General features: G+C 38.6%; 10 protein-coding genes. 5 read left to right on the top strand and 5 right to left on the bottom strand.

Annotated elements, in window-relative coordinates; all coding sequences use genetic code 11:
• Positions 1-100: 100 nt before the first annotated feature.
• The gene (gene nrdA / locus DES39_RS10245) at positions 101-2,383 is read right to left on the bottom strand and encodes a class 1a ribonucleoside-diphosphate reductase subunit alpha (protein ID WP_121145816.1); all 2,283 of its coding nucleotides are present in this window, start codon (positions 2,381-2,383) and stop codon (positions 101-103) included.
• A gap of 426 nt (positions 2,384-2,809) precedes the next feature.
• On the opposite strand from nrdA, the gene DES39_RS10240 reads away from it, so the two are divergent.
• Complete coding sequence (locus DES39_RS10240) at positions 2,810-3,646, top strand: alpha/beta hydrolase family protein (protein WP_121145814.1); 837 nt, start codon at positions 2,810-2,812, stop codon at positions 3,644-3,646.
• A 103-nt stretch (positions 3,647-3,749) separates the two neighbouring features.
• On the opposite strand, the gene DES39_RS10235 is transcribed toward DES39_RS10240, so the two are convergent.
• Positions 3,750-4,964 (bottom strand): pyridoxal phosphate-dependent aminotransferase, encoded by a 1,215-nt coding sequence (locus DES39_RS10235; RefSeq protein WP_121145812.1) that lies wholly within the window; start codon positions 4,962-4,964, stop codon positions 3,750-3,752.
• A 143-nt stretch (positions 4,965-5,107) separates the two neighbouring features.
• Here DES39_RS10235 and DES39_RS10230 point away from each other — a divergent pair, with 143 nt between their 5' ends.
• From DES39_RS10230 to DES39_RS10220, 3 genes are all read left to right on the top strand, one after another.
• Positions 5,108-5,377, top strand: a complete 270-nt coding sequence (locus tag DES39_RS10230; protein ID WP_121145810.1) for an ACT domain-containing protein — start codon at positions 5,108-5,110, stop codon at positions 5,375-5,377.
• Positions 5,378-5,397: 20 nt separating this feature from the next.
• Positions 5,398-6,753 (top strand): PFL family protein, encoded by a 1,356-nt coding sequence (locus DES39_RS10225; protein WP_121145808.1) that lies wholly within the window; start codon positions 5,398-5,400, stop codon positions 6,751-6,753.
• Between the two features lie 85 nt (positions 6,754-6,838).
• On the top strand, positions 6,839-8,386 hold the full coding sequence (locus DES39_RS10220; RefSeq protein WP_121145806.1) for an alanine/glycine:cation symporter family protein: 1,548 nt from the start codon (positions 6,839-6,841) through the stop codon (positions 8,384-8,386).
• 103 nt (positions 8,387-8,489) lie between these two features.
• Here the strand turns inward: DES39_RS10220 and hslO are convergent, their stop codons facing one another.
• The 3 genes from hslO to DES39_RS10205 are packed head-to-tail and all read right to left on the bottom strand — an operon-like array spanning position 8,490 to position 11,488.
• A complete protein-coding gene (hslO, locus tag DES39_RS10215; protein ID WP_121145804.1) occupies positions 8,490-9,383 on the bottom strand; it encodes an Hsp33 family molecular chaperone HslO in 894 nt (297 codons plus the stop codon).
• A gap of 21 nt (positions 9,384-9,404) precedes the next feature.
• Complete coding sequence (hslR, locus tag DES39_RS10210) at positions 9,405-9,797, bottom strand: ribosome-associated heat shock protein Hsp15 (protein ID WP_121145802.1); 393 nt, start codon at positions 9,795-9,797, stop codon at positions 9,405-9,407.
• A 53-nt stretch (positions 9,798-9,850) separates the two neighbouring features.
• Entirely contained in the window at positions 9,851-11,488 is a 1,638-nt protein-coding gene (locus DES39_RS10205; protein WP_121145800.1) for an AsmA family protein, read from the bottom strand.
• Between the two features lie 349 nt (positions 11,489-11,837).
• On the opposite strand from DES39_RS10205, the gene greA reads away from it, so the two are divergent.
• On the top strand, positions 11,838-12,314 hold the full coding sequence (greA, locus tag DES39_RS10200; RefSeq protein WP_121145798.1) for a transcription elongation factor GreA: 477 nt from the start codon (positions 11,838-11,840) through the stop codon (positions 12,312-12,314).
• Positions 12,315-12,343: the final 29 nt, after the last annotated feature.

Raw genomic sequence — 12,343 nt, 5'->3', positions numbered from 1 at the left:
GATAGTCTCACCCAAATCAGTTAAAACATTCAGTAAAAATAAGTTGATTTCACATCCTCGAGGATAGTTTTAACGTTATATTGAACCGTTTAATCACTTATTAAATTTTGCAGGCCCCGCCTTCACAGCCATCATCTACCGCCGTTGCAATATCCGTTTGAATATCGTCTGCACCATCTCGTGTATTATGATAGTAAAGCGTTTTGACGCCATATTTATACGCTGAGAGCAAATCTGCAAGTAGTTGTTTCATTGGCACTTTGTCATTCGGGAACTTAGTCGGATCATAATTGGTATTGGCCGAAATAGATTGGTCGACAAATTTTTGCATGATGCCCACTAATTGTATATAGCCTGAATTATTGGGAATTTGCCACAGTAATTCGTAAAAATGTTTTAAGGTTTCGTATTCAGGCACGACTTGTTTTAAAATTCCATCTTTTGATGCCTTAACACTAATATAACCACGCGGTGGCTCAATACCATTAGTCGCATTCGAGATTTGCGATGAGGTTTCTGACGGCATTAAAGCTGATAATGTTGAGTTACGTAAACCGTGCGTTTTAATCGATTGACGTAATGCTTCCCAGTCATATTTTAATGTTGGCTTAACGATATCATCGAGCTCTCGTTTATAGGTATCGATTGGTAAAATACCTTGTGAATAAGTGGTTTCGTGGAATAGTGGGCAAGCGCCTTTTTCCATTGCGAGTTCATTAGATGCTTTGAGTAAGTAATACTGCATCGCTTCAAACGTTCTGTGGGTTAAGTTGTTTGCGCTACCATCAGAGTATTTTACGCCATGTTTAGCAAGGTAATAAGCATAGTTAATCACGCCAATACCTAACGTTCGACGATTCATTGACGACGTTTTTGCTGCTGGAATTGGGTAATCTTGATAATCGAGTAGTGCATCGAGGGCTCGTACTGCCAGTTTTGCTAATTCTTCAAAGTCATCTAATGATTCGATTTGACCTAAATTGAACGCCGATAGCGTACACAGTGCAATTTCACCGGTTTCATCATTAATATTATTAAGAGCTTTTGTTGGTAGGGCAATTTCCATACAGAGATTAGATTGTTTTACAGGCGCAACAGCTGCATTAAACGGGCTATGTGTATTACAGTGATCGACATGTTGAATATAAATTCGGCCAGTCGATGCACGTTCTTGCATCAGTAATGCAAACAGTTCAACCGCTTTAACGGCGCGCTTACGAATAGTTTCATCGGCTTCGTATTGCAGATAAAGACGTTCAAACTCATCTTGGTTTGAGAAAAATGCATCATAAAGCCCAGGTACGTCAGATGGACTAAATAAGGTGATATTGCCGCCTTTGATAAGGCGTTGGTATAACAATTTATTAATTTGTACACCATAATCAAGATGACGAACACGGTTTTCCTCAACACCGCGATTATTACGAAGCACTAATAGGTTTTCTACCTCGAGGTGCCAAAGTGGGTAAAATACCGTTGCTGCACCACCTCGAACGCCACCTTGCGAGCATGATTTAACGGCGGTTTGGAAGTATTTATAAAACGGAATACAGCCAGTATGGAACGCTTCACCACCACGAATCGGGCTGCCTAATGCACGGATACTGCCGGCATTTACCCCGATACCTGCGCGCTGTGATACATATTTGACGATCGCGCTTGCTGTTGCATTAATTGAGTCTAAGCTATCATCACACTCAATTAATACACATGAGCTAAATTGACGCGTTGGGGTCCTTACGCCTGCCATAATTGGCGTTGGTAAAGAGATCTTGAAAGTTGAAATCGCATCATAAAAACGCTTAACATAATCAAGACGCGTCTCTTTTGGATAATTAGCAAATAAGCAAGCCGCGACTAAGATGTATAAAAATTGTGCACTTTCATAGATTTCACCAGATACCCGGTTTTGTACTAAATATTTGCCTTCTAGTTGTTTAACAGCTGCATAAGAAAATGCCATATCACGCCAGTGATCAATAAATTCATCCATTTGATTAAATTCATCTTCAGTGTAATCACTTAGCAGATGTTTGTCATAGCGTTCTTGCTCAACTAATTTTTTGACATGAGGATAGAGTTTAGGTGGCTCAAATTGCCCATAAGCTTTTTTACGTAAATGGAAAATCGCCAGACGAGCCGCTAAATATTGATAATCAGGTGCTTCTTGCGAAATAAGATCAGCGGCTGCCCGGATAATCGTTTCATGAATATCAGCAGTTCGAATACCATCATAAAATTGTATGTGCGATTTTAATTCGACTTGGGATACTGAGACGTTATTTAGACCTTCTGCTGCCCAGTCAATCACTCGGTGAATTTTGTCCAAATCGATCGGTTCTTTATGACCATCGCGTTTAGTCACTAACATTGATTTATTCATTCTAATCATCCATAAACAGCTTTATAAAGAGCGCATATCATAATTGATTTTCAGCAAAAAATACAATCAAAAAATACAATATGTAGATTTATTCATTTTGATTATCACTATATATTGTGTTTTTGTGCAACAATAGATGAAATGTTATTGACTTATTAGTCATTCAGTAAAATCTAGCTACTGCACCAGTAATTCATGGTTTTTTTATATTAAATTAAGTAAAAATTCTATTTTATAACGAATTTTTTATCGCTAAAATATGGCAATCTGATTGCACAATCGATCGGCAAATTGAATCAAATATCATCAATATTTACTCGCCCCCAAAATAACTCTTCAGCTGAAAAATAAATCTGCTAAAGTATATTGAGTCGCCATCATAATTATGGTGGAATACGTTTAACTTTTATTAAAGCAGTTGTCTTTATGACATATCCATTTGTTTACATTTTATTTATTGGCGGTGCTGCTGATAAAGAGTCTTTTCTTTGGGGTAATATCAATTTACCATTTACTCATTTAAAGCCACATCATATTGTTGGTTCATTAGCCGAATTATTTGCTCAGGAGATCAATACTAAATTTGGTTTAACAACCAGCGAGCATCAGCATATCTCACTACAATATTATAAAATTGATTATTTAAGTTATACCGAAGCTTTTTTTGAAGAATTGAAAAACTTTGATCCACTAAGTGATACATTGATTGAACCAAATTGCGAACGTTATATCAATATCAAAAAGAATATTGGGCCGCGCACTAAAGTTTATATTGTTGGTCATAGTCTAGGCGGATGGAATGGGGCGCATTTGGCGTATATTTTAGCAAAATGTGGCGTGGATATTGAATATTTAGTGACTTTAGATCCTGTTGGCACTGGTAATCATGAAATCGCATTGATTAGCCCGTTGATGAAAAAAGCGCAAATTTATGCCTATGAACCGTTACCGATTGCTAAATATTGGTTTAATATTCAGGCGCGTCATATTGATATCTCCAAAAAACAGATGGCTGGTTTATTAGAGGACTGGGTCGCTTGGGCTGGTGGGCAGTGGTTAATCTCAAAAAAATATGCCACCGTAAAAATACAGGTATGTGAAAGTACTAACTTCTCTCACAAAGAGGCTAGTGCAATGTTTACTTATCGCACGAAATTAGGCAAATCAGCACATAAATATTTACTTAAAGCGGTAATTAAAGCGATTAATAAACAAAAACGACAGCACTTAAATCCGTTGCATTGGATGGCACCTTGGATTTAGATCAATATTTTGGGTAGATGTCGTTTTGGAATCGTTAATTTTTGTCAGTAAATGGTGCCGCGCAATTAGTCATAAAAATAGCTTATTGCGCGGCAAAAGCAGATTATTGCTTATAGTTTGATAAGAAGCGTGCAAAGCGATGAATTGCATCATCAAGTTCACCGGTATGTGGCAGTGCTACAATACGAACATGATCTGGCTTATACCAGTTAAATCCAGAGCCCTGAACAAGTAAAACCTTTTCTTGCAGCAAAAAGTCTAAGACTAACTTTTGATCGTTATGTAAGTTAAACTTTTTCATATCTAATTTAGGGAACAGATACATCGCTCCTTGTGGCCTGGTACACGATACGCCTGGAATTTCATTGAGCAGCTGCCAGGCAAGCATGCATTGATCATATAGGCGCCCACCGGGTTTAATAAACTCATTAATGCTTTGATATCCGCCTAAGGCACCTTGAATCGCGTGCTGTAGTGGCACATTTGCACAAAGGCGCATAGAGGCAAGCATATTCAAACCTTCGATATAACCTTTTACATGTTTTTTCGGTCCACTTAATGCCATCCATCCTTGCCTAAAGCCTGCTGCGCGGTAGGTTTTTGACAAGCCACTCATCGTAATGATAAATAAATCGGGAGCAAGGGCTGCAATGGAGTGATGAACAGCACCATCATATAAAATTTTGTCGTAAATCTCATCAGCAAAAATAATAATGTTGTTTTGACGCGCAATTTCGGCAATTTCAAGTAAAATTTCTTTACTGTAGACTGCCCCTGTTGGGTTATTTGGATTAATGATCACTAATCCTTTGGTTTTGGGAGTGATTTTTTTCCGAATATCATCGAGATCAGGTTGCCAATCTTGTTCTTCATCACAGATATAATGCACTGCATTACCACCAGATAGGCTAATCGCCGCTGTCCACAGTGGGTAATCTGGCATTGGTACTAGAATTTCATCACCGGTATTTAATAGGGCTTGCATTGATTGCACGATGAGCTCAGAGACACCATTACCAATGTAGATATCTTCAACATCAATGCTGTTGATGCCCCTAGCCTGATAATCTTGCATAATGGCTTTACGCGCCGAATAGAGTCCTTTCGAATCACAATATCCTTGTGATGTTGGTAAGTTACGAATAACATCAACAAGTAATTCATCTGGTGCCGCAAAACCGAAGGGGGCGGGATTACCAATATTAAGTTTGAGGATTTTTTGCCCTTCTTCTTCTAATTTTTTTGCATAGTCGAGAATCGGACCTCGAATATCGTAACAAACATGTTCTAACTTATTTGATTTTTCGAATGACACCATGATTATTGCCCTTTATGTTCGGAACGTCTTTATAATTTTTATTGATAAACCAATCTACTACTATTTAGATCATTTTTGAAGATGTTATGATAGTGAACTGATAAATATATTTTAACTTGTGCAAAATTTGTGCGGAGAGTCCAATGAAAACCATTTTAACGGTGATAGGTAAAGACCAAACAGGCATTATCGCAGGGATAAGTCAAAAGCTTTATGAGCTAAATATCAACATTTTAGACGTGTCACAAACGATTATGGATGAATATTTTACCATGATTATGTTGCTGGACTTATCCAAAATTAATGGTTCTTTTGAGGATGTAAAACTGGCGTTAACACAAACGAGTGACAAGCTGAAAGTTAAAGTGAATCTTCAACGAGAAGAAATTTTTGACGCGATGCATCGTTTGTAAACTCATTGTAAGGGTAAACCATGGAAACAAGACAGATTTTAGAAACAATTAAAATGATCGAGGAAGAAAAACTCGATATTCGTACGATTACAATGGGGATTTCGCTATTAGACTGCATTGACAGCGATGGCGTGAAGGCACGACAGAAAATTTATGACAAAATTACCCGTTTAGCGGGCAACTTAGTCAAAGTGGGTGAAGATATTTCGTCAGAGTTCGGTATTCCTATTATTAATAAACGTATTTCTGTTACGCCGATATCATTGATTGCTGGCGCTAGCGATGATAAAGATTATGTTGAGTTTGCCAAAACCCTTGATGCAGCAGCTAAAGCGGTCGGTGTTAATTTTATCGGTGGTTTCTCGGCACTCGTGCAAAAAGGATTCCATAAAGGCGATCGTATTTTAATCGACTCGATTCCACAAGCTTTAGCGCAAACTGAACGGGTCTGTTCATCTGTTAATGTTGGTTCAACGCAAACCGGTATCAACATGGATGCGGTAAAACGTATGGGGGAAATCATCAAAGAATCAGCAGCATTAACGGCTGATAATAATAGTATGGCATGCGCTAAATTAGTTGTTTTTGCTAATGCGGTTGAAGATAATCCATTTATGGCGGGGGCTTTCCACGGTGTTGGCGAAGCTGATTGCGTGATTAATGTTGGGGTTAGTGGGCCTGGTGTTGTCAAACGAGCGTTAGAAAAGGTCAAAGGAGAACCATTTGATGTGGTTGCTGAAACTATCAAAAAAACTGCCTTTAAGATCACGCGGATGGGTCAGCTAGTGGGTAAAGAGGCGTCAGAAAGACTCGGCGTGCAGTTTGGGATTGTTGATTTATCGCTGGCACCAACGCCTGCGATTGGTGATTCGGTTGCGCACATTCTAGAAGAGATGGGACTTGAAGTTGTCGGTACTCACGGCACGACAGCAGCCCTTGCGATGCTCAATGATGCGGTGAAAAAAGGTGGCGTGATGGCTTGTGGTCATGTTGGCGGATTAAGTGGCGCATTTATCCCAGTATCTGAAGATGCGGGTATGATTGATGCAGTTAATAAGGGCTCGCTCAACTTAGAAAAGCTCGAAGCGATGACCTGTGTCTGTTCAGTTGGTCTTGATATGATTGCTATTCCGGGCGATACGCCAGCGGAAACGATTGCTGCCATTATTGCTGATGAGGCCGCGATTGGGGTAATAAACCATAAAACAACCGCGGTACGTATTATTCCTGCGGTTGGTATGAAAGTCGGGGATAATGTCGAGTTTGGTGGCTTACTCGGTCACGCGCCAATTATGCCCGTTAATCAGTTTAGTTCTGTCGATTTTATTCAACGAGGTGGACGCATTCCTGCGCCAATTCATTCCTTTAAAAATTAATTTTTCAGTCTGTTTCATCACCACTGACTTGATTCAGTGGTGATTTTTTATTATATAAAATATCGAATCATAAGAGAGTTTGGTTGTGAGTAATATATTTGATTTAGTTAATGATTTTTTTGCATTTTTAGGCCCAATTACCGACGCCATTTGGGATTTCCCAACTAATTTAGAGTGGTATGGTAGTATTCCAGTGTTAGGGCAGTTTTCATTTCCGGTGATTTTATTAATTGGCGTTGGTATCTATTTCACGTTCAGAACGCGATTTATTCAGGGACAAAGCTTTGGGCCTGCAATTAAAATTATGTTTGCGCGCCAAACATCCAAACAAGGGATTAGTTCTATTGGTTCATTTATGCTTGGTCTAGCAATGCGTGCGGGACCCGGTAATATTGTCGGGATTACGGGCGCGATTTCAATTGGTGGTCCAGGTGCGCTATTTTGGATGTGGGTTGCGGCTTTTTTTGGGATGGCTTCAGCATTTACTGAATCGGTCCTAGCACAATTGTTTAAAGAGAAGAAAAATGATGAGTATGTCGGTGGTTTGCCTTTTTATGGTAAACGCATTTTAGGTAATAAACGTGTTGTCGGCTTATTTTTATCGTTTGTATTTATTATTTATGCTTTATTTAATATTCCAGCCCAAACTTTTAATGTTTTCTCCGCGATAGGTGCAATCGCTCAAGCATCAACGGGTGAAACTTATAGCCATCAATCTAATCTTTATTATACGATTGCGGTGGTCTTGATCGTGGTGAGCGCTTTTATTATTTTCGGCGGCATTCGACGCGTTGTGGCTTACTCTGATGTGTTGGTGCCAATTAAAGCGGCGCTGTTTATTGGGATCTCTATTATTATTATTTTGATTAATTTTCCGCTTATTCCTTACTTTTTTAAAGAGGTTGTTGTTGGGGCATTTTTACCGCATGCTATTTTTGGTGGAACAATTGGTACTGCTTTGGCACAAGGGGTAAAACGCGGTTTGATGTCCAATGAAGCTGGTCAAGGTACGATAACGATGGCGGCCGCGGTTGCCAATAACCGTCATCCATGCGAACAAGGACTGGTGCAAAGTTTTGGTGTGTTTTTTGATACAATGGTGATTTGCACCATGACCGGTTTTATTGTTGTCATGGCGCATGTTTGGACTGGTTATACCGATGGGGCGATGTGGGATTCGGTTAGAGCATCAAAAATTACCTTGTATTTAAGTTCTGTTGAAACGCTAGTGCCCGTATCTATTGCCAAAGCTGTTGAAATTATTATGTGTGCTTGTTATGGTTTATTTGCTTTTACGACCTTACTCGGTATGATTTCATTCGCCGAAATTTCAGCTAATTTTATCTCTAAAAAACGTGGCTTTATTTTAGTGATTCGCGCATTGGGATCATTATGCTTCGTACCATTTGGTGTGCTGACGATTTTAGCCGGTCTTGAACTTGGTAATTTATGGAGCATTTCAGACTTAATGAATATCATTATGGTCTATCTTAATATCCCATTATTGCTGTTAGGACTGCCGTTCGTACTTAAAGCATTACAGCATTACCGTAACACAAAAGGTGCACCATTTAATTCGCAAGATTATGGTTTTAGTACTGAGTGTTGGAAAGGAAAAGATAATACGAATTAATCGATTGTTTGCGGTGTGATCGTCAGGCTATGCCGCCTATAACAGCACCATGATAGGGCAACAAGAAGTCGATGGCGATAGCTGACATCGACTTTATTTTTTATTAGTGTAATGTATCTTGCGGTTGATGCTTGCGTAAATTCTCAATATCGATTTTGTCAAAAATATAGTGGGTACCGCAGTAATCACAGTGCATATCAATATTGCCATCTTCAACTAAAATCGAGTCCACCTCATTAGCCGGTAAAGTAATCAAGGTATCTGCGCAGCGTTGGCGTGAACAGGTACACTTAAACTCAACACATTGTCCATCAAATAATCTGACGTCTTCTTGGTGATAAAGTCGGTATAAAATTTCATCCGCAGGCAGGGCAAAAAGCTCTTCAGCCTTAATGGTTTCGGCGATAGCTGTGAGGTGCTCAAATGAGTCTGCTGTATTCTCACTGGCAGGGAGGACTTGTAGCAATATTCCAGCCGCCATTGGCCTATTTTTATAAACGCCAGTTTTGATAAAGAGTCGAGTGGGTAGCTGCTCAGACTGCAGAAAGTAGCTTTCAATACATCCCGCAATTGTATCGGCTTCAAGGCCTACGATGCCTTGATAACGTTCACCTTTTTTGGGGCTGATTGTAATGATAATATAACCATTACCGATCATCTCTTTCAAACTGGCGTCATCAGCGATAGTACCATTGACTCTAGCAACGCCTCGCATTTGCTGATGGTTATTACCGTTGATTACCGCAAGATTTAAGGGGCCATCGCCTTGCAGTTGCACGGTAATATCGCCATCAAATTTTAATGTCGCGGTGAGTAAGCTTGTTGCGACTAATAATTCTCCCAATAAATTTTGCACAGCTAAAGGGTAATTATGATTTTCTAAAATATGTTGATAGGTCTCATTGAGGTTGACTAACTCGCCACGAATTGAGTGGTTATCAAATAAAAAACGCGATAATTTATCATGGTGTGTATCGTGCAGTGTTGTTTGGTTCATATTGACTCCTGATGAATGGTATTATTCACCATGTTTAAATTTAATAAGATTACGGCGCTCTTTTTTATCTGGCCTGCGATCGGGATGAGGCATGGTTAAAGCACCAAGTTTTCGAGCTGAGGCAATTTCCTCTCGTTTGACAATACTTGCACTGGTCTCTTGATACAGATTTTGCGCATCATTAGCTGATCGACGCTGTTCACTCAGCGAGATAACCGTAACAGTTTTTTCATCACTGCCTTGTCTTAGCTTTATTTCTGCACCGATTTCAACTATTTTGCTAGGTTTGCTTCGCTGTCCATTGTAGTGAACTTTGCCGCCCTCAATCATCTCTCGAGCTAATGAACGTGTTTTATAAAAACGTGCTGACCATAGCCATTTGTCTAATCTTACCTGTTGTTCTGTCTTGTTCATCTTATGTTGGTATCCTCTGGGATAACACTATAATTGGGATAAATTTCATGAAATCAATAGTCAACGAGTCGATTGTTTGTAATTGTATAGATTTGTTCATCGGTTTTGAATGAACCGTTTAATGATAATGGCTCTAAGTTTCCATGTAATTCAAGAAGATATTTATTGGTTTGGATTGGATTTGTAATTAAATACCAGCGTTGTAAAATTTGACTATCAACAAAATGACCGTTAATTGTCAATGCGTTTAGCTGTGTAGGGCTGGTCATTTCAGCAGAGCCTTCAAATACGCCTTGATCAAGTAGTGTACTAAACGTTAGCGTCGCTTTGCCAGCAGTCAGAGCGAAAGACAAATCAGGCTTATCGATTTCCACCCCGTTAAGTGTGGCACTATCAGCTTTAAGGTAGAGCGTACCATTAACGTACCAATTGTCTTTGCTGCTATCAATTTCAATATTATTGGCAAATCCTTGCAACACACTAAATTGAAAGGGTAATTTGGGATTAGTATCAATGAGCAAACTGGGCATAAGCATCAGTTGTTTGATAGTAATATTTGCCGGTAATGTATGAGTTAATGTTAATGACGTCAGCTCAGCATACCAGGTGCTAGGTAAGATATAACGAATACCAGATGCAATCAAGCTATCGATATTTAATTGGTCGGTTTGCCAGTGGCCAGTTAGCTGAATATTACCTTGTTGCCACATAGCCATCGCTTGATCGATGACAATACCATCGTCATTGTGGTGCCATTGAAGGAGCGGTTGCTCAATCAATTCGTCATGCCAAACGAGGCTTTCACTGTTAAAGGCTAGATCACTATCTTGTAATTGCCAGCCTTGGTTATAACGGATATTTCGGGCTTCAATATTGCCTTTTTCAATCGAGATTGCGGGCGTTTGTAGGCTGCTATTAATGATAGATAGCTGCCCAATCTTTGTGGGCGGTAGATCCGCTGTCAATCCTTGGATTCCTTGTATTGATTGAATAGCAATATTATTAGTATTGAGTTGCTTAATATTGAGGGTTTTATCGGCTTCAATAGTGCCATTAACGGTAAAAAAACCCTGACCAATTTCACCGCCAAAGGTATTTAATACAATGGTATTATTTGGGGTTGAACCTTGAATTAAAATTGATTGCATCTTTAGCCCATTATAAATTGCATTTTGAATTGTCAGATTAAATTTGCTATTGATGTTCTCATCGCCGAAGTTGGATGACCAAGGCATAATACTGCCTGATATTTTATTGAGAGTGATATTGGTGGTGTGTTCATCGTTTTGATAACTAAGAGAAACGTTTTTCAATTGCAGTATGTTGACGTTTATGTCGGTTATAGGTGTGGTCAGTTGCAATTGAGCATTTTCAACAATAAGGTAATCGAACGAATGAATTTGTAGCAAATTACCGCGCTCAAGACCCACAATCATCTTATCTGCGCTAAGATAGGTTTTTGAGTGTGATTTATCTTGAATAATCACATTTTCCAAAATTAATTCATACGGTTTATTAATGTTATGAGAAAAATGTCCTATTGTAATGGAATAATGTTTGTCATAAAAAGAAAGTAGCTGACTGATGTAAGATGAACCTAATTGGGTTTGTACCAATAAATAGGGCAAGATAACGACGAACCAAAGAATTGAGATGATAATTAAAATAATCAATTGTAGTCGTTTTAGCATATTTTATTACTTATTTAGCGATTAAATCGATATAGTCAGTATTATATAGGATTGCCTATGTATTATAACATTATACCATATTGGTGTTAATTGGGATTTAACAATTTCAGAGTTTTTAATTTTGTAACGTAGTTACTTGATGATTAATCATAATAAACTAATTGTATACCTCCTGTTTTTGTCGATTTTATTACTTGCCTTATCTTAAATAATCGCTAATATAATTAGCAACAAAACAAAATAGAACGCTTCTTTTTAATTAAAGAGGTGTTTTTTATTGCTTATGGAAAGTTGAAAATAGTCAATTTAATCTTATTTTGCCAAGCATTAACGTAAGGAAGGATTAGAAATGCAACAAATCCCAATGACAGTAAAAGGTGCTGAGTTACTACGTACTGAGCTAGAAGAACTAAAAAGCGTCAAGCGCCCACAAATTACGGCAGCGATTGCTGAAGCAAGAGCGCACGGCGATTTAAAAGAAAATGCCGAATACCATGCTGCTCGCGAGCAACAAGGATTTTGTGAAGGGCGTATTCAAGAAATTGAAGCGAAGCTTTCTAAGGCACAAGTAATTGATATTACAAAGATAAAAAATACAGGTAGAATTATATTTGGCGCAACAGTGACAGTGTTAAATGTTGAAACTGATGAAGAGATTACTTACCGAATCGTTGGCGATGATGAGGCGGATTTTAAACAAAATTTAATTTCGGTTAATTCACCTATCGCGCGAGGATTAATTGGTAAAGAAGAAGATGATTCAGTCTCAATCAAAACACCCGGTGGTGATGTTGACTTTGATATTTTAAAGGTTGAATATGTTTAAAAACAATAATGCCGCATAGTGCGGCATTA

Source organism: Orbus hercynius, from assembly GCF_003634275.1.
GTDB lineage: Bacteria > Pseudomonadota > Gammaproteobacteria > Enterobacterales > Orbaceae > Orbus > Orbus hercynius.
This window is presented reverse-complemented; position numbering and strand designations above follow the sequence as displayed.

What these genes read in the sequence shown, in the direction of transcription:
- DES39_RS10205 (WP_121145800.1), bottom strand. Translation starts at nt 11,488, where the DNA reads ATGCTAAAACGACTACAATTGATTATTTTAATTATCATCTCAATTCTT.
- DES39_RS10235 (WP_121145812.1), bottom strand. Translation starts at nt 4,964, where the DNA reads ATGGTGTCATTCGAAAAATCAAATAAGTTAGAACATGTTTGTTACGAT.
- hslR (WP_121145802.1), bottom strand. Translation starts at nt 9,797, where the DNA reads ATGAACAAGACAGAACAACAGGTAAGATTAGACAAATGGCTATGGTCA.
- nrdA (WP_121145816.1), bottom strand. Translation starts at nt 2,383, where the DNA reads ATGAATAAATCAATGTTAGTGACTAAACGCGATGGTCATAAAGAACCG.
- DES39_RS10240 (WP_121145814.1), top strand. Translation starts at nt 2,810, where the DNA reads ATGACATATCCATTTGTTTACATTTTATTTATTGGCGGTGCTGCTGAT.
- DES39_RS10225 (WP_121145808.1), top strand. Translation starts at nt 5,398, where the DNA reads ATGGAAACAAGACAGATTTTAGAAACAATTAAAATGATCGAGGAAGAA.
- hslO (WP_121145804.1), bottom strand. Translation starts at nt 9,383, where the DNA reads ATGAACCAAACAACACTGCACGATACACACCATGATAAATTATCGCGT.
- greA (WP_121145798.1), top strand. Translation starts at nt 11,838, where the DNA reads ATGCAACAAATCCCAATGACAGTAAAAGGTGCTGAGTTACTACGTACT.
- DES39_RS10230 (WP_121145810.1), top strand. Translation starts at nt 5,108, where the DNA reads ATGAAAACCATTTTAACGGTGATAGGTAAAGACCAAACAGGCATTATC.